This is a genomic window from Sandaracinobacter neustonicus (assembly GCF_006385875.1).
GTDB classification, from domain to species: domain Bacteria; phylum Pseudomonadota; class Alphaproteobacteria; order Sphingomonadales; family Sphingomonadaceae; genus Sandaracinobacteroides; species Sandaracinobacteroides neustonicus.
The window spans coordinates 124,609-147,662 of the sequence record NZ_VFSU01000019.1 but is presented as its reverse complement, the minus strand read 5'-3'; the positions used below and the strand labels follow the sequence as shown (position 1 = coordinate 147,662).

At 66.3% G+C, this 23,054-nt stretch carries 27 protein-coding genes; 18 read left to right on the top strand and 9 right to left on the bottom strand.

The window, feature by feature from the left end:
* Positions 1 to 88 precede the first annotated feature (88 nt).
* Positions 89 to 1,657: a glutamine-hydrolyzing GMP synthase gene (gene guaA, locus FJQ54_RS06900; protein ID WP_140927675.1), complete on the top strand. Its 1,569-nt coding sequence runs from the start codon at positions 89 to 91 to the stop codon at positions 1,655 to 1,657.
* Between the two features lie 10 nt (positions 1,658 to 1,667).
* Here the strand turns inward: guaA and FJQ54_RS06895 are convergent, their stop codons facing one another.
* Positions 1,668 to 2,579 (bottom strand): helix-turn-helix transcriptional regulator, encoded by a 912-nt coding sequence (locus FJQ54_RS06895; protein ID WP_140927674.1) that lies wholly within the window; start codon positions 2,577 to 2,579, stop codon positions 1,668 to 1,670.
* 32 nt (positions 2,580 to 2,611) lie between these two features.
* Between FJQ54_RS06895 and cysD the strand changes: the two genes are divergently transcribed.
* Genes cysD through FJQ54_RS06870 form a run of 5 tightly spaced genes read left to right on the top strand, consistent with a single transcriptional unit; the run spans position 2,612 to position 7,119 of the window.
* Positions 2,612 to 3,571 (top strand): sulfate adenylyltransferase subunit CysD, encoded by a 960-nt coding sequence (cysD, locus tag FJQ54_RS06890; RefSeq protein WP_268920565.1) that lies wholly within the window; start codon positions 2,612 to 2,614, stop codon positions 3,569 to 3,571.
* A complete protein-coding gene (cysN, locus tag FJQ54_RS06885) occupies positions 3,571 to 5,487 on the top strand; it encodes a sulfate adenylyltransferase subunit CysN (RefSeq protein ID WP_140927672.1) in 1,917 nt (638 codons plus the stop codon). Before cysD ends, cysN begins: the two co-directional genes overlap by 1 nt.
* Before the next feature lie 57 nt (positions 5,488 to 5,544).
* Positions 5,545 to 5,901, top strand: coding sequence for an ArsC family reductase (locus FJQ54_RS06880; RefSeq protein WP_140927671.1), 357 nt, complete (start codon positions 5,545 to 5,547; stop codon positions 5,899 to 5,901).
* On the top strand, positions 5,898 to 6,530 hold the full coding sequence (locus tag FJQ54_RS06875; RefSeq protein WP_140927670.1) for a glutathione S-transferase family protein: 633 nt from the start codon (positions 5,898 to 5,900) through the stop codon (positions 6,528 to 6,530). The genes FJQ54_RS06880 and FJQ54_RS06875 overlap by 4 nt, the downstream gene beginning before the upstream one ends.
* A gap of 22 nt (positions 6,531 to 6,552) precedes the next feature.
* Positions 6,553 to 7,119, top strand: a complete 567-nt coding sequence (locus FJQ54_RS06870) for an NADPH-dependent FMN reductase (protein ID WP_140927669.1) — start codon at positions 6,553 to 6,555, stop codon at positions 7,117 to 7,119.
* Positions 7,120 to 7,230: 111 nt separating this feature from the next.
* Here the strand turns inward: FJQ54_RS06870 and FJQ54_RS06865 are convergent, their stop codons facing one another.
* From FJQ54_RS06865 to FJQ54_RS06850, 4 genes are read right to left on the bottom strand one after another with little or no spacing between them, the layout of a single operon-like run.
* Positions 7,231 to 7,722, bottom strand: coding sequence for an SRPBCC family protein (locus FJQ54_RS06865; protein WP_181160025.1), 492 nt, complete (start codon positions 7,720 to 7,722; stop codon positions 7,231 to 7,233).
* Positions 7,715 to 8,074, bottom strand: a complete 360-nt coding sequence (locus FJQ54_RS06860) for a DUF1428 domain-containing protein (RefSeq protein WP_140927668.1) — start codon at positions 8,072 to 8,074, stop codon at positions 7,715 to 7,717. The genes FJQ54_RS06865 and FJQ54_RS06860 overlap by 8 nt, the downstream gene beginning before the upstream one ends.
* Positions 8,071 to 8,535 carry a VOC family protein gene (locus FJQ54_RS06855; protein WP_207790380.1) on the bottom strand — a complete coding sequence of 155 codons (465 nt, stop codon included), beginning with the start codon at positions 8,533 to 8,535 and terminating at the stop codon, positions 8,071 to 8,073. The genes FJQ54_RS06860 and FJQ54_RS06855 overlap by 4 nt, the downstream gene beginning before the upstream one ends.
* Positions 8,536 to 8,537: 2 nt before the next feature.
* Positions 8,538 to 8,993, bottom strand: a complete 456-nt coding sequence (locus tag FJQ54_RS06850) for a VOC family protein (protein ID WP_140927667.1) — start codon at positions 8,991 to 8,993, stop codon at positions 8,538 to 8,540.
* A gap of 109 nt (positions 8,994 to 9,102) precedes the next feature.
* Here FJQ54_RS06850 and FJQ54_RS06845 point away from each other — a divergent pair, with 109 nt between their 5' ends.
* From FJQ54_RS06845 to FJQ54_RS06805, 9 genes are all read left to right on the top strand, one after another.
* Positions 9,103 to 9,384, top strand: coding sequence for a hypothetical protein (locus tag FJQ54_RS06845; protein ID WP_140927666.1), 282 nt, complete (start codon positions 9,103 to 9,105; stop codon positions 9,382 to 9,384).
* A gap of 31 nt (positions 9,385 to 9,415) precedes the next feature.
* Entirely contained in the window at positions 9,416 to 9,622 is a 207-nt protein-coding gene (locus FJQ54_RS06840) for a hypothetical protein (protein WP_140927665.1), read from the top strand.
* 11 nt (positions 9,623 to 9,633) lie between these two features.
* A complete protein-coding gene (locus tag FJQ54_RS06835) occupies positions 9,634 to 10,014 on the top strand; it encodes an arsenate reductase family protein (RefSeq protein WP_140927664.1) in 381 nt (126 codons plus the stop codon).
* 62 nt (positions 10,015 to 10,076) lie between these two features.
* Entirely contained in the window at positions 10,077 to 10,958 is an 882-nt protein-coding gene (gene panB / locus FJQ54_RS06830; protein ID WP_140927663.1) for a 3-methyl-2-oxobutanoate hydroxymethyltransferase, read from the top strand.
* Positions 10,959 to 11,161: 203 nt separating this feature from the next.
* Positions 11,162 to 11,929, top strand: coding sequence for a tetratricopeptide repeat protein (locus FJQ54_RS06825; protein ID WP_181160024.1), 768 nt, complete (start codon positions 11,162 to 11,164; stop codon positions 11,927 to 11,929).
* On the top strand, positions 11,926 to 13,269 hold the full coding sequence (locus FJQ54_RS06820) for an outer membrane protein assembly factor BamB family protein (RefSeq protein WP_140927661.1): 1,344 nt from the start codon (positions 11,926 to 11,928) through the stop codon (positions 13,267 to 13,269). Before FJQ54_RS06825 ends, FJQ54_RS06820 begins: the two co-directional genes overlap by 4 nt.
* A 3-nt stretch (positions 13,270 to 13,272) precedes the next feature.
* Positions 13,273 to 14,637 carry a ribosome biogenesis GTPase Der gene (der, locus tag FJQ54_RS06815; RefSeq protein ID WP_140927660.1) on the top strand — a complete coding sequence of 455 codons (1,365 nt, stop codon included), beginning with the start codon at positions 13,273 to 13,275 and terminating at the stop codon, positions 14,635 to 14,637.
* 5 nt (positions 14,638 to 14,642) lie between these two features.
* A complete protein-coding gene (locus tag FJQ54_RS06810; RefSeq protein WP_140927659.1) occupies positions 14,643 to 16,133 on the top strand; it encodes an acyl-CoA ligase (AMP-forming), exosortase A system-associated in 1,491 nt (496 codons plus the stop codon).
* Entirely contained in the window at positions 16,130 to 17,350 is a 1,221-nt protein-coding gene (locus FJQ54_RS06805; RefSeq protein ID WP_140927658.1) for a pyridoxal-dependent decarboxylase, exosortase A system-associated, read from the top strand. The genes FJQ54_RS06810 and FJQ54_RS06805 overlap by 4 nt, the downstream gene beginning before the upstream one ends.
* Before the next feature lie 100 nt (positions 17,351 to 17,450).
* Here the strand turns inward: FJQ54_RS06805 and FJQ54_RS06800 are convergent, their stop codons facing one another.
* The 3 genes from FJQ54_RS06800 to fmt form a co-directional block, all read right to left on the bottom strand.
* Complete coding sequence (locus FJQ54_RS06800; protein ID WP_140927657.1) at positions 17,451 to 17,639, bottom strand: hypothetical protein; 189 nt, start codon at positions 17,637 to 17,639, stop codon at positions 17,451 to 17,453.
* Positions 17,640 to 17,741: 102 nt separating this feature from the next.
* On the bottom strand, positions 17,742 to 18,503 hold the full coding sequence (gene truA / locus FJQ54_RS06795) for a tRNA pseudouridine(38-40) synthase TruA (RefSeq protein ID WP_268920564.1): 762 nt from the start codon (positions 18,501 to 18,503) through the stop codon (positions 17,742 to 17,744).
* The gene (gene fmt, locus FJQ54_RS06790) at positions 18,500 to 19,420 is read right to left on the bottom strand and encodes a methionyl-tRNA formyltransferase (protein ID WP_140927656.1); all 921 of its coding nucleotides are present in this window, start codon (positions 19,418 to 19,420) and stop codon (positions 18,500 to 18,502) included. Before fmt ends, truA begins: the two co-directional genes overlap by 4 nt.
* 15 nt (positions 19,421 to 19,435) lie before the next feature.
* Between fmt and recR the strand changes: the two genes are divergently transcribed.
* The 3 genes from recR to FJQ54_RS06775 are packed head-to-tail and all read left to right on the top strand — an operon-like array spanning position 19,436 to position 21,411.
* The gene (gene recR / locus FJQ54_RS06785; RefSeq protein WP_140927655.1) at positions 19,436 to 20,032 is read left to right on the top strand and encodes a recombination mediator RecR; all 597 of its coding nucleotides are present in this window, start codon (positions 19,436 to 19,438) and stop codon (positions 20,030 to 20,032) included.
* Positions 20,033 to 20,063: 31 nt separating this feature from the next.
* Positions 20,064 to 20,612, top strand: a complete 549-nt coding sequence (gene def / locus FJQ54_RS06780) for a peptide deformylase (protein ID WP_140927654.1) — start codon at positions 20,064 to 20,066, stop codon at positions 20,610 to 20,612.
* Between the two features lies 1 nt (position 20,613).
* Positions 20,614 to 21,411 carry a polyphosphate kinase 2 family protein gene (locus FJQ54_RS06775; RefSeq protein WP_140927653.1) on the top strand — a complete coding sequence of 266 codons (798 nt, stop codon included), beginning with the start codon at positions 20,614 to 20,616 and terminating at the stop codon, positions 21,409 to 21,411.
* Positions 21,412 to 21,748: 337 nt separating this feature from the next.
* On the opposite strand, the gene FJQ54_RS06770 is transcribed toward FJQ54_RS06775, so the two are convergent.
* Entirely contained in the window at positions 21,749 to 23,032 is a 1,284-nt protein-coding gene (locus FJQ54_RS06770) for a choice-of-anchor tandem repeat GloVer-containing protein (RefSeq protein ID WP_181160023.1), read from the bottom strand.
* Positions 23,033 to 23,054: the final 22 nt, after the last annotated feature.

Genomic DNA, 23,054 nt, shown 5'->3' with positions numbered 1-23,054 from the left:
CACCCGCGTGCCGGGCGCCGGCGGGGTTTTCGCCATGGCCTGCTGCTCCCAGCTTGTTGAAGCCCGTGGCCTGCTTTAAGGGCTCGCCATGTCAGTCTCTGCCGAAGCCGCCGCCAACACCATCCTGATTCTCGACTTCGGGAGCCAGGTGACCCAGTTGATCGCCCGCCGCGTGCGCGAAGCGCATGTCTATTGCGAGGTGGTGCCCTTTCATGCGGCGAAGGCCGCGCTGGAGCGGCTGCATCCGAAGGCCATCATCCTGTCGGGCGGCCCGGCCAGCGTGACGGAAGGCGGCTCGCCCGAATTGCCCGGCGACGTGCTGGAAGCGGGCGTGCCGGTGCTGGGCATCTGCTATGGCCAGCAAGCGATGGTGAAGGCGCTGGGCGGGCAGGTTTCGCCGGGCCGCACGCGTGAATTCGGCCGCGCCGAAGTGAAGGTCACTGCCCCCTGCCGCCTGTTCGACGGCGTCTGGACAGACGGCGCGCAACATCTGGTGTGGATGAGCCACGGCGACCGGGTGGACAGCCTGCCGGACGGGTTCGAAGTCGTCGCCCGTTCAGACGGTGCGCCCTTTGCCTTCATCGCCGACGAGGCGCGCGGCTTCTATGGTGTGCAGTTCCACCCCGAAGTCGTCCACACGCCGGACGGCCGGGCGCTGATCGAGAATTTCGTGCTGCGTGTGGCCGGGGCCAGCCCGGTGTGGAGCATGGCCAGCTTCCGCGAAACCAAGATCGCCGAAATCCGCGCGCAGGTGGGCACGGGCAAGGTGATCTGCGGCCTCTCCGGCGGTGTCGACTCCGCGGTCGCCGCCGTGCTGATCCACGAAGCCATCGGTGAACAACTCACCTGCGTGTTCGTCGATCATGGCCTGATGCGCCTGCACGAGGCCGAACAGGTCGTCACCCTGTTCCGCGACCATTACAACATCCCGCTGGTGCATGTGGATGCGGAAGCGATGTTCCTTTCGGGCCTCGCGGGCGTCACCGATCCGGAAGCCAAGCGCAAGTTTATCGGCAAGGCCTTCATCGACCTGTTCGAGGCCGAGGCAAAGAAGATCGGCGGCGCGAAATTCCTGGCGCAAGGCACGCTCTACCCGGATGTGATCGAAAGCGTCAGCTTCATCGGCGGCCCCAGCGTGACGATCAAGAGCCACCACAATGTCGGCGGCCTGCCCGAGCGTATGGATATGGCGCTGGTGGAACCCTTACGCGAATTGTTCAAGGATGAAGTGCGCGCACTGGGCCGCGAACTGGGCCTCCCCGAAGTATTCGTGGGCCGCCACCCCTTCCCGGGGCCGGGGCTGGGCATCCGCATCCCCGGCGAAGTCACCAAAGAGGCGTGCGACATCCTGCGGTTGGCCGACGCCATCTATCTGGAGGAAATCCGCGCGGCGGGCCTTTACGACGCGATCTGGCAGGCCTTCGCCGTGTTGCTGCCGGTGCGCACCGTGGGTGTAATGGGCGACGGCCGCACCTATGACCGCGTCTGCGCGCTGCGCGCCGTGACCAGCGTGGATGGCATGACGGCAGATATTTACCCGTTCGAACCCGCCTTCCTCAGCCGGGTCGCCACCCGCATCGTCAACGAGGTGCGCGGCATTAACCGCGTGGTGTACGACTACACCTCCAAGCCGCCCGGCACGATCGAGTGGGAGTAAGCCGCCGCGTTCAGGCGAGCGCGGCGATGCCCTGCCAGAACAGGCGGACGAGATCGGCCTGCCCGCGCGCGCCGGTCGCGGCGTAGAGGCGCTTGGAGTAATAGCGCGCCGTTTCAAGGCTCAGCCCCAGCCGGGCGGCGGCCTGTTCGATGGAATCGCCCAGTGCCAGCGCGACGGCCAGCCTTGCCTCGCTGGGGGGCACGCTGTGGCTGGCGGCGAAGGCGGGCACGGCATCATCCGGCACCCGGCCGGTGCGGAACAGCGCCAGCGCCGCGCCGCGCTGCTCGTCGGGCGGTGGGCGGACGGAGATCAGGCCGCCCGCCACCACGCCGTTTCGGCCCTCGGCGGTGTCTGCGAAGGCGGCGCGGGGCTGGCCGGTGGGCGGCGTGTCTCCGGCGATCACATGCCCGCCCCGGTCCATCAGCGCCCAGCCGACCCCGGCGCGCGCCAGCGCGATGCGGGCCAGCGCGAGGTCGGCGCGGGCCTCCTCCAGCCGGGCGGCGGTTTCGCAGGCGATGGCGATGTGCGGCGCGAGGTCTGACATCAGCGTGCCGTCGGCGGCGTCGAACCTGTCCTCCGCGTTGAGCGCGACCAGCCACTGATCTCCACTGCTGCTGCGGGAGCGGATGATCCGCCCGGCCCCCACTGCTTCGGGCGCGGCTTCGGCCAGCGTATAGAGCCGTTCCGGCCGCAGGTTCAGCAGCAGCCGATGCTCCGGTGCGGGGGCGGGCGGCAGATGCGCGGCATCCGCGCGCCGTTCCAGCCATTCGCCATGCGCCCGCCGCTCGATCAGCAGGGCAGAGGCTGCGCCCACCCGCCGCCGGACGCGTTCGAGGAAAGCGGAGATGCCCGCTGGCCCCTCGGTTGCGGCGGCGTGCAGCACGCCCAGCAACTCCCTCTGATCTGTGCGGGCCAAGGTCATCGCCGATTACCCTCCCATATGGGAGGCTCTGGTTGCAAGAGTTTTCGCTAGGGCAGGCCGAAGCAAGGAGTGACGCATCCATGGTCGACAAGCAGCCTCTAACTCATCTTGAGCGTTTGGAGTCTGAGAGTATTCATATTCTGCGCGAGGTGGTTGCTGAATGCGAAAAGCCGGTGATGCTTTATTCGGTGGGCAAGGATTCGGCGGTGATGCTGCATTTGGCGCGCAAGGCATTTTATCCTTCGCCTCCGCCGTTTCCGTTGCTGCATGTGGATACCACATGGAAGTTCCGTGACATGTATGCCTTGCGGGATCGGATGGCGGTGGAAAGCGGCATGGAGCTGCTGGTCTATCGCAACCCGGAGGCTGAGGCGCGCGGCATCAACCCCTTTGATCATGGTCCGCTGCACACGGACATGTGGAAGACGGAGGGGCTGAAGCAGGCGCTGGATCAATATGGCTTTGACGCGGCCTTTGGCGGGGCGCGGCGTGACGAGGAGAAGAGCCGCGCCAAGGAGCGCATCTTCTCCTTCCGCTCCGCCACCCACCGCTGGGATCCCAAGAACCAGCGGCCGGAGCTGTGGAACCTCTACAACGTCCATAAGGCGAAGGGGGAGAGCATCCGCGTCTTCCCCATCAGCAACTGGACGGAGCTGGACATCTGGCAATATATCCAGCTGAACGACATTCCCATCGTCCCGCTCTACTTCGCGGCGAAGCGCCCCACGGTGGAGCGCGACGGCATGCTGCTGATGGTGGATGATGATCGCTTCCCGCTGGCGCCGGGCGAAACCCCCATCCAGCGCTCCATCCGCTTCCGCACGCTGGGCTGCTATCCGCTGACCGGCGCGGTGGAAAGCGAGGCGGCGACGCTCAGCGACGTCATTCAGGAAATGCTGCTCACCACCACGAGCGAGCGGCAGGGCCGCGCCATCGACAAGGACGCGGGCGGTGCCGGCATGGAGAAGAAAAAGCAGGAGGGCTACTTCTGATGGCCGCCACACCAGCCACTGAAAGCCAGTACAAGGTCGACACCCTCATCGCCGAGGACATCGACGCCTATCTTGACCTCCACCAGCACAAGTCGATGCTGCGCTTCATCACCTGCGGATCGGTGGACGATGGCAAGTCCACGCTGATCGGGCGGCTGCTTTACGATTCGAAGATGATCTTCGAGGATCAGCTGGCCGCGCTGGAGGCGGACAGCAAGCGGGTGGGCACGCAAGGCGGCGAGATCGACTTCGCGCTGCTGGTGGACGGGCTTGCTGCCGAGCGGGAGCAGGGCATCACCATCGACGTCGCCTACCGCTACTTCTCCACGGAAAAGCGCAAGTTCATCGTCGCCGATACGCCGGGCCACGAACAATATACCCGCAACATGGTGACGGGTGCGTCGACCGCGGACCTTGCGGTGATCCTGATCGACGCGCGCAAGGGCGTGCTGACGCAGACGCGGCGGCACAGCTATCTGGCGCATCTGATCGGCATCCGCCACATCGTGCTGGCGGTGAACAAGATGGATCTGGTCGGTTATGATCAGGCGCGTTTTAACGAGATCGTGGCGGATTACCGCGCCTTTGCCACCAGCATCGGCATTGAGCAGTTCACCGCCATCCCCATCTCCGGCTTCAGGGGCGACAACATCACCGGCCCCAGCCCCAACACGCCATGGTACAGCGGCCCCAGTCTCATCCACCATCTCGAAACCGTCGAGGTCGATACCACCGACGATCAGGCCCGCCCGTTCCGCATGGCCGTGCAATGGGTCAACCGCCCCAATCTCGACTTCCGCGGCTTCTCCGGGCTGATCGCCTCGGGCAGCATAAAGCCGGGTGACCCTGTCCGCATCCTCCCCTCCGGCAAGGTCACAAAGGTCGCCCGCATCGTCGCCTTCGATGGCGATCTCCCGCAGGCGGTCGCCGGCCAGTCCATAACGCTCACCCTTGCCGACGAGGTGGACTGCTCGCGCGGCGACGTCATCGCTGTTGCCGACAATCCGCCGGAGGTCTCCGGCCAGTTCGAAGCCACCCTTGTCTGGATGGACGAACAGGAACTGGTCCCCGGCCGCTCCTACTGGCTGAAGCTCGGCACCCAGACGGTCTCCGCCACCGTCCAGCCCCCCAAATATCAGGTGAACGTCAACACGATGGAGCATCTGGCGGCGAAGACGCTGGATCTGAACGCCATCGGTGTGGTCACGCTGGCGACAGACCGCCCTATCGTCTTCGAACCCTATGCTGCAGCCCGCGACCTTGGCGGGTTCATCCTGATCGACAAGATGTCGAACGCCACGGTCGCGGCCGGCATGCTGCACTTCTCGCTTCGCCGCGCGCAGAATGTCCACTGGCAGGCCACCGACATCAGCCGCGACCACCACGCCACCCTCAAGAACCAGAGGCCGGCGGTCGTCTGGCTGACGGGTCTGTCCGGCGCGGGCAAATCCACCATCGCCAACTTGGTCGAGAAGAAGCTGGCGCGGATGAACCGCCACACCTTCCTGCTGGATGGGGACAATGTCCGCCACGGGCTGAACCGGGATCTCGGGTTTACGGAAGCCGACCGTATCGAAAACATCCGCCGCGTCGGCGAAGTGGCCCGGCTCATGACCGACGCCGGGCTGATCGTGATCACCGCGTTCATCTCCCCGTTCCGGGCAGAGCGCGACATGGTGCGGCAGATGATGGCACCGGGCGAGTTCGTGGAAGTGCATATCGACACGCCACTCAGCGTCGCCGAAGAACGCGACGTCAAAGGCCTCTATCGAAAGGCCCGCGAAGGCAAACTCAAAAACTTCACCGGAATAGACAGCCCCTACGAACCACCCATAAACCCAGACCTCCACATCGACACAACACAGGTTACACCAGACGAAGCCGCAGAGTTCATCGTGAAGCGGTTGATCCCGTGATTGCCCGGCGCGGCCACCTGCCCTAAACCCGGCAGCCACACGGGCAAGGACAGGCGGATGGCGCTGACGATCTACGGAATCCGCAACTGCGACACGATGAAGAAAGCCCGCGCATGGCTGGACGATGCGGGGATTTCCTATGCCTTTCATGACTATAAGGTTTCCCGCGTGGATCGTGCCGGCCTTGAACGCTGGTGCGCGGCGCTGGGCTGGGAGAAGCTGCTGAACCGCGCGGGCACCACCTTCCGCAAGCTGCCGGAGGCCGAACGGGAAAATCTGGACGAGGCGAAGGCCATCGCGCTGATGCTGGCGCATCCCTCCTGTATCAAGCGTCCGGTGCTGGAAGGGGAGGGCGTGCTGCTGGCGGGGTTCAAGCCGGACCTTTACGCCGATGTGCTGAAGCCGCGCGCATGAAACTGTTTCGCCGCGCTGGTTGGGGGTCTGCGCTGATCGAATATCAGCTGGCCGTCTATGGCCTGCCGTTCGAGCCGCTGGACGTGGAAGACCTGTTCCAGTCCCCGTCGGGGCGGGCGATAGTGGAGCGGCACAATCCGCTGGGCCAGATCCCGACCTTGCTGCTGGACGATGGCCGGGTGTTGACTGAAAGTGCCGCGATCACCCTGTGGCTGGCCGATCTTACGGGTTCGGACACGCTGGTTCCGGGGCCTGCCGCGCCCGAACGCGCCGACTTCCTGCGCTGGCTGATCTTCCTCGTCGCCAACATCTATCCCTGCTTCACCTATGCCGACGATCCCGCCCGCTTCGTCTCGACAGAGGGTGCGCAGAAGCCGTTCCGCGTCGCCGTGAACGCCTATGAAAAGCGGCTCTGGGCGCAGATGGAAGCGGCGGCGGGCGCGCCATGGTTCCTTGGGCCGCGCTTTTCCGCCATCGACATTTATCTGGCGGTGATGACGCGCTGGCGTCCGGGCCGGGCATGGTTCGGTGCCGAGGCTCCGCACCTGTCCGCCATCGCGGCGGATGTCGATGCGCTTCCGCAGTTGCAGGCGGTGGTGGCCGCGAATTACGATCCGCTGCTGGATTGATCCGCGACAAGGAGCCTGACCCATGAGCCTCGACCTGCTTGTCTTTTACGGTTCCTATCGCGAGGGGCGGCTGGGAATCCGGCTGGCGGATTATCTCGTCCGCAACCTCTCCGCGCGCGGGCATAAGGCGGAACTGGTGGATGCGAAGGCCGTGGGCCTGCCCATGCTGGACAAGCGCTTCAGCGATTACCCGCCCGGCGAGGCCCCGCCCGCCATGGCCGCGCTGGCGAAACGCATCACGGAAGCGGACGGCTTCGTCTTCGTGGCGGGCGAATATAATTCCGGCGTGCAGCCGGGGCTGAAGAATCTGGTCGATACCTTCGTCCTGCCTCAATGGGGCGGCCGCCCGGCGGCCATCGCCAGTTACTCCGCAGGCCGCTTCGGCGGGGCGAAATCCTATGCCGCATGGCACCCCACGCTCGCCACGCAGGGCATGCTGATCATGCCCACCGGCCTCAGCGTCGGGCAAATCTCCCTCGCGCTGGATGCGGGCGGCCAGCCGACAGGCGAGGGCGGGGCCGCGCTGGAGAAAGGCTTCCCCGCTTTCGCCGAAACGCTGGAGCGCTGGGCCGGTGCTGCGAAGGGCTGATATTTGCCTCCGGCGGGCCAAGGAAATGATTTCCTTGGCAATCTTCTAAGTTTGCGTCGCGCGCTGCTTTCAGCTTGCGCGTTCGGGATTTGATGCCTGCGGCGCTGGGGGTCACCCCTTGTCAGCCGATGGCCCCAGCAACTCCAGCAACTGATCCAGCGCTGCGTTCCATCCGGCTTCAAAGCCCATCTCCAGATGCGTCTGCCGCGTCTCTGCGGTGGCGTGATAGGCAACGGCCGTATAGCGGGTGCTGCCGCCGGGCAGAGGATCGAAGCCGATGGTGGCAGACATGAAGCTCTGCGCGTTCGGGCGGAAGCCCGGCCCCAGCGCGTCGGTCCAGCTGAGGCGGCTGTGCGGCACCACCTCCAGATAGCAGCCGGGTGGCCCTTCATGGCGCTCGCCGTTCGGGCCTTGCATTACGGAGTGAAAGATTCCGCCGGGCCGCAGGTCCAGCTCGGCATGGATCACCCGCCATGGCTTGGGACAGAACCATTGCTTCAGCAGGTCCACGTCCGTCCAGCCGCGCCACAGCGCCTCTGGCGAGGCTTCGACGTCGCGCACCAGTTTCAGATCCAACGCCGGATCGAAGGGAATTTCAGCCAAGCGTCACCTCCATCAGCGGCTCGAACGCGCCGAAGATCATGCGCTTGCCGTCGAATGGGATCTCGACCATCGCCGCCATGTCCGGGTCGCTGGTCATCTCCGCCCATGCCTTGTCGCGCGTGGCCTTGTCGGGCCAGATGATCCATGAAAACACCACGGTTTCGTCGGGCTTCAGCTTCACCGCCATGGGGAAGCTCGTCACTTCGCCATCGGGCACGTCCACGCCCCATGTCTCCACCATCTTCAGCGCGCCATAGCGGCGGAACAGGTCGATGGTGCCTTCGGCATGCGCCTTGTAAAGCGCCTTGTTCGCTGTCGGCACCGCCAGCACGAATCCGTCCACGTAAGTCATTCTCCGTCTCCCCTGCGTGCGGCTTCCATCGCCGCGATATCCAGCTTGATCATCGATTGCACTGCCTGCATCACCCGGCCGACGGCAACAGGGTCCGCCGGGTCCAGCAGGGCAGGCAGATTGTCGGGCACCACCTGCCATGCCACGCCATAGCGATCCGCCAGCCAGCCGCAGGCCTTGGTCGAGCCACCCGCCAGCAGCCCGTCCCACACATGATCCAGCTCGGCCTGCCCTTCGCAGCTGATCACCATGGAGCTGGCATCGACAAAACCCGGAGAGGGGTTGCCGTTCAGCGCCATCACCGGCTTTCCGGCCAGCGTGAAATTGACGAGTATTGCCGCGCCGTCGGGGCCGCGCATGATCCGGTCGATCCGGCTGCCGGGGATGGTGGCGACATAATGTTCCGCCGCCTCCAGCGCTTCGCCCGCGAACCACAGGCAGGGCATCAGATCGCGCGCCATCCTCAGCCCCCCATCTTGCTGACAGCTTCCTGCATCTCTTCGGGGGAGACGCTGCGAACCGGGGTCGCGAATGACCATTGGTGGCCGAACGGGTCTTCGATCAGGCCGTAACGGTCTCCCCAGAACATGTCCGCCACCGGCATCACCAGCCGCGCGCCCGCATCCACCGCGCGCGCCACGGCGGCGTCCACATCGGGCACATGCAGGTGCATCGTCACCGATGTGCCGCCGCGCGCCTTCGGCCCCAGCCCGCCCATTTCGGGATATTCATCGTTCAGCATCAGCATCGCCCCGTTCACCAGCAGCGAAGCGTGCATCAGCCGCCCGTCCGGCCCGGGCAGCCGGAACAACTCCGTGGCCCCCAGCGCGCGGGTGTAGAAATCGATGGCGTCCGATGCGCCCGCCACGCACAGGTGCGGCGTCAGCTTCGGCGTCGGCAGGTTTGCGGCGTCCGTCATGGAAATTCCTTCCTCTCCCCATGTCTCGCGGTGAACAATCCGGTTGATCGAAAGTTCCCGCGCGCGCACGAACAATGTCCGGAATTCGGGCAAAGGAAAGAGGCAGGCGATGATTTCGCGCGCAGGGTTGCTGCTGATCGCGCTGGCGCTGACCGCGTGCAGCCCAAAGCAGGTGGTGACGGCCCCGGTTCAGGCGGTGGGGCAGGTGGCGGGCAGCGCTGCGCGGGTGGCGGTTCCGGCTGCGGCGTCCGTCGCTGTCGGCGGCGTCACGGCAGTGCCTGCGGCCGGGGTTGCCGCCGGGCGGGCCGCGTCCGGCGTTGCCAGCCGGAGAGACGGGGACACGGTGGACGAACAAAGCGAGGAGGGGGCAGCGGCGGAAACTCCGCAGTGAGGCTGCGCCGATTCGAGGGAGGGACTGAGCCATGACGGAACTGACCGACAAACAACCGGACCGGCTGCCGTGGGGCGATCACGCCTCTCACCCGGAGGAACTGACTGCGGATTATGAATTCCGCCTTGGCGATCTGATCCACCTGCGGGCGCGGGCGCGCTGCACCCCGGCCGGGCTGGTCACGGCGGGAATCGCAGTGGCGCTAATCATTCTGGCGGTGGGCCGCGCGCGGCGCTAACAGCGGCGGCCATGATCGTTATCTTCCACAATCCGAAGTGCGGCACCTCGCGCAACACGCTCGCCGCCATCCGCGCCTCCGGCACGGAGCCGGTCGTCATCGAGTATCTGGCCACCGGCTGGACTCGCGGCCAGCTGTGGGGCCTGTTCGCCGCTGCCGGGCTTTCCCCCCGGCAGGCGCTGCGCACGAAGCAGGCCGAAGCCGCCGGGCTGGAAAACGCCGACGACGAGGCACTGATCGCGGCGATGATCGAACATCCGGTGCTGGTGGAACGGCCGTTCGTCTGCGCGGCGAAAGGGGTGCGCCTGTGCCGCCCGGCCGGGCTGGTGGCCGATCTGCTGGAACAGCCGCTGCCTGCCGGTTTCGTAAAGGAAGATGGCAAGCCGCTGTAATGCAGCACCCTGTGAAAACCCCGCAGCCTGACAGCGCTGCCGCAACCCGCTAAGGCAGCCCCATGTCCACGACCTTCACGCTCGACACCGCCACCTCCCGCGCGCATCCCGTGCCGGAGCCTGTCCGCCGCCTGACCGTGCCCGCGATTCAGGGCCGCAAGAAAGATGGCACCACGGCCGAACCGGTGGTGATGCTCACGGCCTATACCGCGCGCATGGCGCAGTTGCTGGATCCGCATTGCGACATGCTGCTGGTGGGGGATAGCCTTGGTCAGGTGATCTACGGGCTGGATACCACGGTGCGCGTCACGCTGGAGATGATGATCGCCCATGGCGCAGCGGTGGTGCGCGGCAGTTACCACAGCGTGGTGGTGATCGATCTGCCGTTCGGCACGTACGAGGCTTCCCCGGAACAGGCGTTTGCGACCGCGGCACGGGTGATGCGCGAAACCGGCGCGGCTGCGGTGAAGATGGAGGGCGGCGAAGTGCTGGCCCCGACAGTCGAATTTCTGGTGAAGCGCGGCATCCCGGTGGTGGGGCATGTGGGCCTGACGCCGCAGGCGGTGAACGCGCTGGGCGGCTATGGCGCGCGCGGCCGCAGTGCTGCCGAAGCGGAGAAGATTCAGGCAGACGCCCGCGCCATCGCCGAGGCAGGGGCCTTCGCGCTGGTGGTGGAAGGCGTGGTGGAGCCGGTGGCCCGCGCCATCACTGCCGCCATCAAATGCCCCACCATCGGCATCGGCGCGTCGCCCGCGTGTGACGGGCAGGTGCTGGTGGTCGATGATATGCTGGGCATGTTCGAACGCGTGCCGCGCTTCGTGCGCCGCTTCGACAATCTGGCGGATCATGTGACGACGGCGGCGGCGGCCTATGCGCAGGCGGTTCGCGACCGCAGCTTCCCCGGAGAGGCGGAGCTGTATCTGCCCAAGGTGCCGAAGGCCTGAACCGCTCCGTTCATCGGCGGGCAAAGATTGCGGCCCGATAGCCGCCCGTCAGGAACGCACCGGACGGGAGGGGGCTTTCGGTTTACCGAACCTCTCTCTAAAGGACAGGCGACGTCGATGACGCCGGGATCCCCGGCCGGACAAATTAGGGCCTGCCCGGCCCGGACATGCTTAGGGAACGAGATTTGGCCAGCACACCGCCCATGAAACCCTCCGACCCGAGGGATCAGGCCTTCATCCGGGAAGTTGATGAGGCCTATCGCGAAGACGAGCTGAAGAAGTTCATGTCCAGCTGGGGCCGGTGGATTCTGCTGGCCGTGGTGCTGGGCCTTGTCGCGCTGGGTGGCTGGTTCTGGTGGAAGGCGGAACAGACCCGCCGGATCGAGGCGATCTCCGAACAGTTCAGCGGCGCGCTGGAGAAGGCCGAAAGCGGCGGTTCCACCGAGGCGCTGAAGGAACTGGACTCGGTGACGCAATCCTCCAGCAGCGGCTATCGCGCGCTGGGCAATATGGCCAAGGCCGGAATCGCGCTGCAGGGCGGCGATGAAGCGAAAGCCATCGCCGATCTGAAGCAGGTGGTGGACGATGGCCGCGCCGCGCAGGCCTTCCGCGATGCCGCCGCGATGAAGCAGCTGCGGCTGGAGTTCGACAAGCTGCCCCCGGCAGAGGTGATCAAGCGCACCGCGCCGTTCCTCGCAGGCGACAGCCCGTGGTTCCCGATTGCCGGTGAAATGGCCGCGCTTGCGCATCTGAAGGCGGGCGAGGCCGACAAGGCCGGGCCGCTGTTTTACCGCATTGCTTCGGATGAACGTTCGCCGCAATCGCTGCGCGCCCGTGCCGAGCAGATGGCGGCGGCGCTGGGGCAGGATGTGACGAAGATCGAAGAGGAACGCACCCGCAAGGCCAAGGCTGAGGCGGATTCTGCAGCCAAGGCGGCAGGTGAGACTCCGGCGGAGACGGCGGCCAAATGATGCGGGTTTCACGATACAGAACGGCCGCCATCCTCGGGATGGTTTCGGTGGCGCTGGTGGCGATGCCCGGCTGCGCATCGTTCAAGGGCAAGGGCAAGAAGCCCGCGACCATGGGCGAGCGCATTTCCGTGCTCGATTACGAGCGTCAGGTGGAGGCAGAGGCCGAGCTTCAGGGCGTGGACGTGGTGCTGCCCGCCGCGCATGTGAACGCGGAATGGAATCAGCCCGCCGGCAATGCAGCGGGCAATCTGGGCCATGTCACGCTGGGTGCCGCGCCGCAGCGGCTCTGGTCTGTGAAGATCGGCAAGGGTTCGGATGCCACGCGCAAGCTTAACGGCACGCCCGTCATCGCCGAAAACCGGCTGTTCACCATCGACACCGAGGGGCTTGTCTCTGCGTTCGACGCAACGACGGGCCGCCCGCTGTGGCGCCAGACCATCGCGCTGAAAGGCGAGGGCACCCGCCCGGCCTTCGGCGGCGGCGTCAGCGTGATGGGCGGACGGGTGTTCGCCACCACCGGCTTCGGCATCATCGCCGCGCTGGACGCCGCCACCGGTGCCGAAGCATGGCGCGTCCGTCTGGCCACCCCGCTGCGCGCCGCTCCGGCGGTTGACGGCGGCCGGGTGTTCGTCACCAGCCAGGACGGCCAGCTCACCACGCTCAGCGCCGACAAGGGCGAGCAGCTGTGGGAAGCGAACGCCACGGTTGAACCGGCCGCCATCCTCGGGCCGGGTGCGCCGTCTATCGCGCTCGACACCGTTGTGGCCGGCTTCCCCTCTGGCGAACTGTTCGCGCTGCGCGTGGAAAACGGCCGCACCGCCTGGCAGGATCAGCTGGCCCGCACCGGCCGCACCACCGCGCTCGGCGCGCTCTCGGGCATCACCAGCTCCCCCGTGATCGATCGCGGACGGGTGTTCGCCATCGGCAACGGCGGCCGCATGGTGGCGCTGGAACTGGCCACCGGTCAGCGCGTGTGGGAACGGGAGTTCGCGGGCGTCAACACGCCATGGCCCTCTGGCGACTGGGTGTTCGCCGTCACCGTGGAAGGCCAGCTCGTCGCGCTGAGCCGCACCGACGGCAAGATCCGCTGGGTGTCCGATCTGGGCCGTTGGAAGAACCCCAAGTCGAAGAAGGGCGCGGTCGAATGGTTCGGCCCCGTGCTTGCGGGCGATCAGCTGATTCTGGTCTCGTCGCTGGGTCAGATGTCGTTCGTGTCGCCGCAAACGGGCGAAACCCGGTCCAGCCGCAAGCTGTCCTCCGCCGCTTACCTGCCGCCCGTCGTCGCCAACAACATCCTGTATGTGCTGACAGACGACGGCACGGTCACGGCCTATCGCTGACCCATGGCCGACACCCGCCTTCCCCGCGTCGTCATTCTGGGGCGGCCCAATGTCGGCAAGTCCACGCTGTTCAACCGGCTGGTCGGCAAGAAGCTGGCGCTGGTGGATGACCAGCCCGGCGTGACGCGCGACCGGCGCGAGGGGAAGGCGCGGCTGCTGGACCTGGAGTTCACCGTGATCGACACGGCGGGCCTTGAGGAAGCCGAGGCCGGCAGCCTGTCTGACCGGATGCGCGCGCAATCCCGCGCCGCGCTGGAAGGGGCGACCGCCGCGTTGTTCGTGGTGGATGCCCGCACCGGCCTGACAGAGGCGGATCGCCACTTCGCCCGCTGGCTGCGGCAGGAAGCGGGGCTGCCGATCATCGCGGTCGCCAACAAGTCCGAAGGCCGGGCCGCCGAATCCGGGCTGATGGAGGCGTTCGAACTGGGCCTGGGTGACCCGGTCGCGATGTCCGCCGAACATGGCGAGGGGCTGGCCGACCTGTTCGAAGCGCTCGCCCCGCTGATCCCCGAACCCTCCGACGAACCGGAGGACGAGGGCGACGAGGATCTGCCCGAAGACGCGCCGCTGAAGCTCGCCATCGTCGGCCGCCCGAACGCGGGCAAGTCCACGCTCATCAACAAGCTGCTGGGGCAGAACCGGCTGCTGACGGGGCCGGAAGCCGGAATCACCCGCGATTCCATCGCCATTCCGTGGGAGTGGCAGGGCCGACAGGTGCACCTGATCGACACCGCCGGGATGCGCCGCAAGGCCAAGGTGGTGGATAAGCTGGAAAAGCTCGCCGTGGCAGACGGCCGCCACGCGGTGGATTTCGCCGAAGTGGTGGTGCTGCTGCTGGATGCCACGCTGGGCCTCGAAGCACAGGACCTGCGCATCGCCGACATGGTGCTGCAGGAAGGCCGGGCGCTGATCGTCGCCATCAACAAATGGGATTCGGCAGAGGATCAGAGCCGCCTGTTCAACGGCATCAAAAAGGCGCTGGAAGATGGCCTTGCGCAGGTGAAGGGCGTGCCGGTGCTGACGGTCTCCGCGCTGACGGGCAAGGGGCTGGACGTGCTGATGGAAGTGGCCTTCGAAACCCGCGAGCGTTGGAGCCGCCGGGTGCCGACCGCCGCGCTCAATCGCTGGTTCGAACATGCCCAGGAACGCAACCCGCCGCCCGCGCCCGGCGGCCGCCGCATCAAGATGCGCTACATCACGCAGGCGCGCACAAGGCCGCCCACCTTCATCGTCTTCGGCAACCGGCTGGACGAACTGCCGGACAGCTACAACCGCTATCTGGTGAACAGCCTGCGCGACGATCTGGACCTGAAGGGCCTGCCGATCCGCATCAACATGCGATCGAGCCGCAACCCCTTCGGCAACTGACGGCCATGCAGCGCGCGGATGAACTGCTGCTGCGCGGCGCACCGGAGGCCCCGGCGCTGGCAGACCGCGACCGGCGGCTGAGCTACGCCGAACTGAACGCGCAGGTGTCCGCCGTGGCGGGCGCGCTCGCCGCGCGCCTGCCCGAGGGCGAGCGGGTGGCGGTGTGGCTGCCCAAGAGCCTTGAATGTGTGGTGCTGCTGTTCGCCTGCCTGCGCGCCGGGCTGGTGATGGTGCCGGTGAACCCGGTGCTACGTGCCCAGCAGGTGCGGCACATCCTCGGCGATTCCGGCGCGGCGCTGCTGATCACCCACCGCGCCCGTGCGGGCGGTCTCGCCGATCCGCCATGCCCGGTGCTGCTGCTGGAAACGGACTGGGCCGATCTCGCCGCTGGCTCGCCGCTCGAAGGCCGGGGGCAGGGCGGCGATACGCTGGCGGCGCTGCTTTACACGTCAGGCTCGACAGGCGCGCCCAAGGGCGTGATGGTTACGCATACCAATCTTCTGGTGGGGGCGCGCAGCGTCTCCTCCTATCTGGGCACCGCGCCCGATGATCATGTGCTGTCGGTGCTGCCGCTCAGCTTCGATTTCGGCTTTTCCCAGCTTACCACGGCCTTCCATGCCGGGGCATCGGTGGCGTTGCTGGATTATCTCACCCCGCGCGACGTGGTGCAGGCTTGCGCGCGCTATGGCATCACCCAATTGGGCGCGGTGCCGCCGCTGTGGGTGCAGCTGATCGCGCAGGACTGGCCGGCGGACGTGGTCGCGCGGCTGCGCACGCTCTCCAACACCGGGGGGCGGCTGCCGGTGCCCGCGGTGAAGGCGCTGCGGGCGTTGTTCCCGGCTGCACGGCTGCACCTGATGTATGGGCTGACGGAGGCGTTCCGCTCCACCACCCTGCCGCCCGACCTCGCAGACAGCCACCCCGCCAGCATCGGCCGGGCGATCCCCGAAGCCGAGATTCTGGTGGTGCGCGCCGATGGCCAGATCACCGCCGACGACGAGCCGGGCGAACTGGTGCATTGCGGCCCGCTGGTTACGCAGGGCTATTGGCACGACGCCGAACGCACGGCGATCCGCTTCAAACCCGCGCCGCCTGCCTCGCGCTACGGCGGTATGGCGGTCTGGTCCGGCGATACCGTGGTGCGCGACGCGCAGGGCCTGATCACCTTCGTCGGCCGCGCGGACGAAACGATCAAGACCATGGGTACCCGCGTCTCCCCCACGGAGATCGAGGAACTGGCCTATCTGAGCGGCGCGGTGGCGCAGGTGGTGGCTCTGGGGCTGGCGGATGAAGTGGCGGGGCAACGAATCCGGCTGGTGGCCTCTGCTGCGCCGGGTTTTGAACCGGCAGCGGCCGAAGCGAAGCTGATGGGTTTTTTCAAGCGGGAAGCGCCGCATTATATGCTGCCCGCCGGGATCGTCTGGCTGGATGCGCTGCCGGTGTCGGCCAATGGCAAGCTGGATCGCAGCGCGTTGCGCGCGAACTACAGCGCATGACAGATCGCCTGCCCGCGGGGTTCGGGCGCGACGAGGCCGGGCAGTTGCTTGTGGCGGGCCGCAGCGCCGGGGACTGGGTGAGGCAAGCCGGCGACACGCCGCTGTTCCTCTATGATGGTGCGCTGCTGACGGCGCGGGTGCAGGCGTTCCGCGCCACCCTGCCGCCCGAACTTGGGCTGCATTATGCCGTGAAGGCCAATCCCTATCCGCCGCTGCTGGCGCATATGGCGGGCCTTGTGGACGGCTTCGATGTCGCGTCTGCGGGGGAGATGGACAAGGCGCTGGCGGCGGGCATGACAGCGGCGCATGTCAGCTTCGCCGGGCCGGGTAAGCGGGACCGGGAACTGGAAGCCGCCGTGCGGACGGGCGTGACGCTGAACGTGGAATCGGCGGGCGAACTGGAACGGCTGGCGGCGATCGCCGGGCGGCTGGCGCGCCCGGCACGGGTGGCGTTGCGCGTGAATCCGCCCTTTGCGCTCAAAGGCTCGGGCATGAAGATGGGCGGCGCGGCCAGCCCGTTCGGCGTGGATGCGGCGGATGCCGGGCCGCTGCTGACGCGGATGGCAGAGGCCCCGTTCGAATTTCGCGGGCTGCACCTGTTCGCCGGATCGCAGAATCTCTCGGTGGAGGCGATCCTGCAATCGCAGCGCCAGTCCGTCGCCCTGTCGGCTCAGCTGCTGGCGGAGGCCGGGTTGCAGGCCCCGCTGATCAATCTGGGCGGCGGCTTCGGTGTGCCCTATTTCCCCGGAGATACGGAACTGGACCTCGGCGCGCTGGGGGCCGGGCTGGCGGAGATCCTTGCCGAACGCCCTCCGGTGCTGGCGGGCAGCCGGTTCGCGCTGGAACTGGGCCGCTGGCTGGTGGCGGAGGCGGGCGTTTACCTGTGCCGCATCACCGATATCAAGCAGTCTGGTGGAGAGATATTTCTGGTGACGGACGGCGGCCTGCACCATCAACTGGCCGCCACCGGCAATTTCGGCACGGTGATCCGCCGCAACTATCCGGTGGTGAACGCCAGCCGCGATAGCAGTGCACGCGGGCCGGTTTCGGTGGTGGGATGCCTGTGCACGCCGCTGGATCGGCTGGCCGAGAAGGCGCAATTCCCGGAAAGCCGGGTGGGCGATCTGGTGGCAGTTTTCATGGCCGGGGCCTATGGCCGCTCCGCCAGCCCGGAGGCGTTTCTGGGGCATCCCCCGCCGCTGGAGCGGCTGATCTGACACCGCCGCTGGAGCGGCTGATCTGACACCGCCGCTGGAGCGGCTGATCTGAGACTGCCGCTAGAGCGGCTGATCTGACGGGTCTCAACCGGCTTCGGCGTCAGCGGAATCGGTCGGCGATAGCGGATTGCAAGCTGTTGCGTGACCCGTTGGAAGGCATCAGCAGCATCGCCGTGGCAGCCCCTGCCGCAACCCCGAGCGTCAGCCCGACGATCCACACGAGGACGGCACCTCGAAATCCGGATTTGGGCCGTTCTTCCATACCATTCATGCTCGCGGTCTGCTTCAAATAGTTAACGCGACTTCCGCTATAGAATATGCAAGGAATATGCCAACCGCCGCCATTCATGATATCAAGGGGTTATGGAGTCTTTGGCCAAGATTATGTAAATTATTCCGACGGTTGCCTATATTCGGCCCGAACGAACCACAAACCGTCTGGCGGGGCGTTCAGTCGCAGGGCAGCCCGGTTCCGCGCCGCCAGCGCTTCGGCGACGTCCGAAGGCCGCCAGCGCCCCTCTCCCACCAGCACCAGAGAGCCGACCATCGAGCGCACCTGGTGGTGCAGGAAGGATCGCGCGGCGGCATGCACCGTCACGGCTTCGCCATCCTCCTCTACCCACAGCCGGTCCAGCGTTTTCACCGGGCTTTGTGCCTGGCAATGCACGTGGCGGAAGGTGGTGAAATCATGTTGCCCCAGCAGATGCCGCGCGGCTTCGTTCATGGCGTCGATGTCGAAGCGGTTGGGCCGCCGCCAGACCAGCCCGCTGTTCCATGTGAGCGGCGCGCGGCGGCAGAGCAGCCGATATTCATAAGCGCGACCGGTGCAGGAAAAGCGCGCATGGAAGTCCGGCCCGGCGTTCTCCGCTGCCAGCACCGCGACGGGCTGGCCCGCCAGTTTCAGCCGCGCGTTCACCCCCTCCATCAGCCGGAACGGGGCCAGCTCCGATTGCAGTTCCGCATGCGCCACCATGCCGCTGGCATGCACGCCCGTATCGGTGCGGCCTGCGGCATGCACCACGGCCTGCTCACCGGTGATCTCGGCCAGCGCCGTTTCCACAGCCTGCTGCACCGAAGGCCCGTGCGGCTGCCGCTGCCAGCCCATGTAGGGCCTGCCGTCCCATTCCAGCGTGAAGCGGATTCGGCGGCTCAAAGCGGCTCGCCGGGTTGCAGGCGGCGGCCGCGCAGCCAGTCGGCGGCGGCCATGCGCGGCTTGCCTTCGGGCTGAACGGTCAGCAGCCGCAGCGCGCCGTCGCCGGTGGCGGCCATGCCCCCGCCGCCGGTGGCGGCCACACTGTCGCCGATCAGCGTTCCGGGCGCGCCGCCGCCGGGTGCTGGTTCGGCGGCGATCAGCTTCACCCGGCTGCCGCCGCTGTCGAACCATGCGCCGGGGCTGGGCTGCATCGCCCGCACCAGCCGGTCGATCTGTCGCGCGGGCAGGCTCCAGTCGATCCGGCTTTCCGCCTTGTCGATCTTGTGGGCATAGGTAACACCCTGTTCCGGCTGCGGAACCGGCGGATGGCCGGGCAGGTCTGCCAACACCTCCAGCATCAGTCGCGCGCCCATTTCCGCCAGCGCAACGGTCAACTCTCCGGTGGTTTCGCGACCTATCGGCATCCGCCCCTCCAGCCGGACGGGGCCAGTATCCAGCCCGCGCTCCATCTGCATGATGGCGACTCCGGTTTCCGAATCCCCGGCCAGAATCGCCCGCTGGATCGGTGCGGCCCCGCGCCAGCGCGGCAGCAGCGAGGCGTGGATGTTCAGGCAGCCGTGGCGCGGCGCCTCCAGCACGGCCTTGGGCAGCAGCAGCCCATAGGCGGCGACCACCGCGTAATCGAGATCGAGCGCGGCGAACGCCGCCTGTTCCGCCTCCCCCTTCAAGCTGGCGGGCGTGCGCACGTTGAGCCCCAGCGCTTCGGCGCGCAACTGCACGGCAGAGGGCGTCAGCCGTCCGCGGTTCGCCGGGCGCGGCGGCTGGGTATAGACGGCGGCGACCTGATGCCCGGCCTGAACCAGAGCATTCAGCGCGGTGGCCGCGAAATCCGGGGTTCCCATGAAGGCAATTCGCATGGCACAGCCGATAGAATGGACGACGCTTTGCAGCAACTGATGGCACTGGTGGCGCGGCTTCCCGGTTTGGGGCCGCGATCGGCTCGGCGCGTGGTGCTGCAGCTGATGAAAAACCGGGAAACTCAGTTGCAGCCGCTGCTGGCTGCGCTGCAACGGGTGGATGCGGCGCTGTCTGCCTGCGATATTTGCGGCAATCTGGACACGCGCAACCCGTGCCGCATCTGCACCGATCCAAAGCGCGATCCCGCCCTGCTGTGTGTGGTGGCCGATGTGGCGGACCTGTGGGCGCTGGAACGCGGGCGCTTGTTTGCCGGGCGTTATCATGTGCTTGGCGGCATGCTCTCTGCGCTGGACGGGGTGGGGCCTGATGATCTCTCCATCGCCCAACTGCAGGCGCGGGTGGCGGGCGATCCGCCGATCACGGAGGTGGTGCTGGCGATGAACGCCACGCTGGAGGGGCAGACCACGGCGCATTTCGTGGCGGAAGCGCTGGAGGGGCTGGGGGCGAAGGTGACGCAGCTGGCGCATGGTGTGCCGGTGGGCGGTGAACTGGATTATCTGGATGAAGGCACGCTGGCGCAGGCATTGCGGTTGCGCAGACCTCTGGCTTGACCGGGCGGCCCCCCTTTCCTAGCTAGGGTGGATGGCCATTCTGCCCATTCTTGAAGTGCCCGATCCGCGCCTGCGGCGCATCTCCGAACCTGTGGTTGAAATCACGGAGGACATTCGCGCGCTGATCGTCGACATGTTCGAAACCATGTATGACGCCCCAGGCATCGGGCTGGCCGCCGCGCAGGTGGATGTGCCGATCCGGCTGCTGGTGATGGATCTGGGCGACGGGCCGGAGGATGAGGAGGGCAAGGGCACGCCCAATCCGCGCGTGTTCATCAACCCGGAACTGTTCGATCCAAGCGAGGATTATAGCGTCTACAACGAAGGCTGCCTGTCTGTTCCCGGCCAATATGCGGATGTGGAGCGGCCCGCGACGATCCGCGCCACATGGCTGGACGAGACCGGCGCGGCGCATGACGAGGTGCTGGACGAGCTGACGGCGACCTGTTTGCAGCATGAGATGGACCATCTGGAAGGCATTTTGTTCATCGACCATCTCTCCCGCCTGAAGCGGGACATGGTGTTGAAAAAGCTGGACAAGGCGCGGAAAGAGAAGCCCGCGAAGAAGGCAGCCGCCTGACATGGCGAAGGGGCGGCTGGACAAGGTTGAGCATCGGCGCAGCCCCGACGATTATGCGGAGATCGAGAAGAAACTTCAGCTGCGGCTGCTGGAAATCCTGATCGCCTATCACCGGCAGCAGCGGGCGGCGATCATCCTGCTGGAAGGCTGGGACGCGGCCGGGAAGGGCGGCCTGATCAAGCGGTTGACGGCGGAAATGGATCCGCGCTTCCTGAAGGTGGTGCCCGTTGCGGCCCCCGACGAGCATGAGCGCAAGCAGCATTATCTGACCCGCTTTTGGGCGCATCTGCCGGAAAAGGGCAATTGGACCGTGTTCGACCGCAGCTGGTATGGCCGGGTGGCGGTGGAGCGGGTGGAAGGCTTTGCTTCGGCCGAGGACTGGGGCCGGGCCTATGGCGAGATCAACGCCTTTGAATCGACGTTGGTGACCTATGGCACGCGGATCGTGAAGCTGTTCCTGCACATCAGCCAGGACGAGCAGGACGAGCGGCTGATCGACCGGCTGGAACGGCCTTGGAAGCGCTGGAAGGTGACGGCGGAGGATTTCCGCAACCGTGCGCAGCGCCGGGCCTATGTGGACGCCTATGAAGAGATGTTCGAGCGCACGGACACCGAACATGCGCGCTGGCACATCATTGGCGCCAACCACAAGAAGGCGGCGCGGATCGAGGGGCTGCGGATCATCGCGGACGCGCTGGCGGACGGCGTGGACCTGACCGACCCGCCGCTGACGGTGGAGATGAAGAAGCTGGCCGAACGGGAACTGGGCTGCACGCTGGAGCCGGCCGAAGGCGGCTGACGTCAGCGCGCAGCGCTGACCGGCAGACTCGCCGCAGGCCCGGACGGCGGGGCGTGGGCGACTGCCCACGAACCCGTCCGACGAGCGGGCTTTGCCCGCAATCCTTCTATCTCTTCCCCATTGGCAAAGCGGACTCGGCGGCTATGCCGCCGGCCGCTCCTCTCCGCTATAACCACATTGGTTGTTCCACGTGGAACATTGTCCTACACTTTGATTTCAACGCGTTGCGGGTAGGAGCTGTTGGATTTGTTGGACATGTTCCACGGAATTTCGCCGGGCGGGGAAGTCCCCCGCCCGGCAGGCGCCCGGCAACATCCGGGCATCGCGCCTGAACTGTTTAATTTCCGATGCTCATGATGCGCGCACGCCGGCGTGCGGATACACCCACCAGCCCGAAGCCGACGATCAGCATGGCCCAGGTGGCGGGTTCCGGAATGCCGCCCACGGGGGGCGGGGTGACGGCAGGGAGCACATAGCCCACGTCGCTTAATTTGAAGATGGAGCCGTAGAGATTTGATCCGTCCGAGCTGGAAGTCGATCCATAGAGATTGCCTTCCGCATCCGCCAACAAGCCGGCATAGGGGCTTCTGCCGTACCCCCCATAGGTCGCGAATTTATACAGCACCGAATAATCGCCGTCCGCGCTCAGCCGGAACACTGTGCCATTCTGGTTGATTCCGCCTGAGGTGGTTGTGCCATACAGGTTGCCGGCGGCATCCAGAAGCAGGTTGCCAACGGGGTAAGATCCGTTGGTTTCGCCGACGAAGGTATGGATCACGGAATATTCGCCGTCCGTTCCAATACGGAAAATGGTGCCGATACTGTTATATCCGCTCCCACCGCCCTGATTCGTCGTTCCGTACATATTGCCCGCAGCGTCTGCGATCATCTCCATTTGCGGGTATCTGCCGTCCCCGGAGATCCCGAAGCTGTGCAGCAGGGTGTAGTCGCTGCCATCGGTGGCCAGCTTGAAGATGGTTCCGGCCTGGACCGCAGGAATGCCGCCGCTCGCTGTGCCATAGAGATAGCCGTCCGCGCCCAACGTCAGGCCGGCTTGCGGATGGTATCCGGTTTGCAGCGCCGTGAAATTGTGCAGAACGGTGTAATCGCCGTCCGTGCTGATCTTGTAGATTGTTCCCCGGTTGGCTGCTCCGTAATTATATGCCGTTCCATAGAGGTTGCCCGACGAATCGAGGATGACCCCACCTCGAGGATTGCCTCCGCCAGCCGAGTCGAAATCGTGCAGCACAGAGTAACCATCCGTTCCAACCCGGAACACGGTGCCCAAGCCGTTGGCGCCGCCTGCAGAGGTCGTGCCATAGAGATTGCCGGCGGCGTCGATGGTCAGCCCGGCTTCGGCAACGCCTCCACTCGCGCTGCTGAAGTTGTGCAACACGGAATAGACGCCATCCGTTCCAAGGCGGAACAGGGTGCCAACTCCGTTCGCGCCGCCTGATCTCGTCGTGCCATAGAGGTTGCCGGCGGCATCGGCGACGAGTTCGCCACGCGAAGAGTAGCCACTGGCCGGGCTGAAGTTGAACAGGTTGGTGATGGTGACGGCCGCAGCCGGTGTGGCGATTGCGGCGCTGACGAATAGCGCCGCCATGATTGAATGACGCATGATGTTTTTTCCCCGCTGTTTC

Bases quoted from the DNA above. Each gene is read 5' to 3' on its own strand.
- FJQ54_RS06845 (WP_140927666.1), top strand. From the start codon at position 9,103: ATGATTTCGCGCGCAGGGTTGCTGCTGATCGCGCTGGCGCTGACCGCG.
- def (WP_140927654.1), top strand. From the start codon at position 20,064: ATGGCCATTCTGCCCATTCTTGAAGTGCCCGATCCGCGCCTGCGGCGC.
- FJQ54_RS06820 (WP_140927661.1), top strand. From the start codon at position 11,926: ATGATGCGGGTTTCACGATACAGAACGGCCGCCATCCTCGGGATGGTT.
- FJQ54_RS06880 (WP_140927671.1), top strand. From the start codon at position 5,545: ATGGCGCTGACGATCTACGGAATCCGCAACTGCGACACGATGAAGAAA.
- FJQ54_RS06770 (WP_181160023.1), bottom strand. From the start codon at position 23,032: ATGCGTCATTCAATCATGGCGGCGCTATTCGTCAGCGCCGCAATCGCC.
- FJQ54_RS06860 (WP_140927668.1), bottom strand. From the start codon at position 8,074: ATGACTTACGTGGACGGATTCGTGCTGGCGGTGCCGACAGCGAACAAG.
- FJQ54_RS06810 (WP_140927659.1), top strand. From the start codon at position 14,643: ATGCAGCGCGCGGATGAACTGCTGCTGCGCGGCGCACCGGAGGCCCCG.
- FJQ54_RS06805 (WP_140927658.1), top strand. From the start codon at position 16,130: ATGACAGATCGCCTGCCCGCGGGGTTCGGGCGCGACGAGGCCGGGCAG.
- guaA (WP_140927675.1), top strand. From the start codon at position 89: ATGTCAGTCTCTGCCGAAGCCGCCGCCAACACCATCCTGATTCTCGAC.
- recR (WP_140927655.1), top strand. From the start codon at position 19,436: ATGGACGACGCTTTGCAGCAACTGATGGCACTGGTGGCGCGGCTTCCC.
- FJQ54_RS06850 (WP_140927667.1), bottom strand. From the start codon at position 8,993: ATGACGGACGCCGCAAACCTGCCGACGCCGAAGCTGACGCCGCACCTG.
- panB (WP_140927663.1), top strand. From the start codon at position 10,077: ATGTCCACGACCTTCACGCTCGACACCGCCACCTCCCGCGCGCATCCC.
- FJQ54_RS06825 (WP_181160024.1), top strand. From the start codon at position 11,162: ATGAAACCCTCCGACCCGAGGGATCAGGCCTTCATCCGGGAAGTTGAT.
- FJQ54_RS06775 (WP_140927653.1), top strand. From the start codon at position 20,614: ATGGCGAAGGGGCGGCTGGACAAGGTTGAGCATCGGCGCAGCCCCGAC.
- FJQ54_RS06895 (WP_140927674.1), bottom strand. From the start codon at position 2,579: ATGACCTTGGCCCGCACAGATCAGAGGGAGTTGCTGGGCGTGCTGCAC.
- fmt (WP_140927656.1), bottom strand. From the start codon at position 19,420: ATGCGAATTGCCTTCATGGGAACCCCGGATTTCGCGGCCACCGCGCTG.
- FJQ54_RS06835 (WP_140927664.1), top strand. From the start codon at position 9,634: ATGATCGTTATCTTCCACAATCCGAAGTGCGGCACCTCGCGCAACACG.
- der (WP_140927660.1), top strand. From the start codon at position 13,273: ATGGCCGACACCCGCCTTCCCCGCGTCGTCATTCTGGGGCGGCCCAAT.
- FJQ54_RS06840 (WP_140927665.1), top strand. From the start codon at position 9,416: ATGACGGAACTGACCGACAAACAACCGGACCGGCTGCCGTGGGGCGAT.
- FJQ54_RS06855 (WP_207790380.1), bottom strand. From the start codon at position 8,535: ATGGCGCGCGATCTGATGCCCTGCCTGTGGTTCGCGGGCGAAGCGCTG.
- FJQ54_RS06875 (WP_140927670.1), top strand. From the start codon at position 5,898: ATGAAACTGTTTCGCCGCGCTGGTTGGGGGTCTGCGCTGATCGAATAT.
- FJQ54_RS06870 (WP_140927669.1), top strand. From the start codon at position 6,553: ATGAGCCTCGACCTGCTTGTCTTTTACGGTTCCTATCGCGAGGGGCGG.
- cysN (WP_140927672.1), top strand. From the start codon at position 3,571: ATGGCCGCCACACCAGCCACTGAAAGCCAGTACAAGGTCGACACCCTC.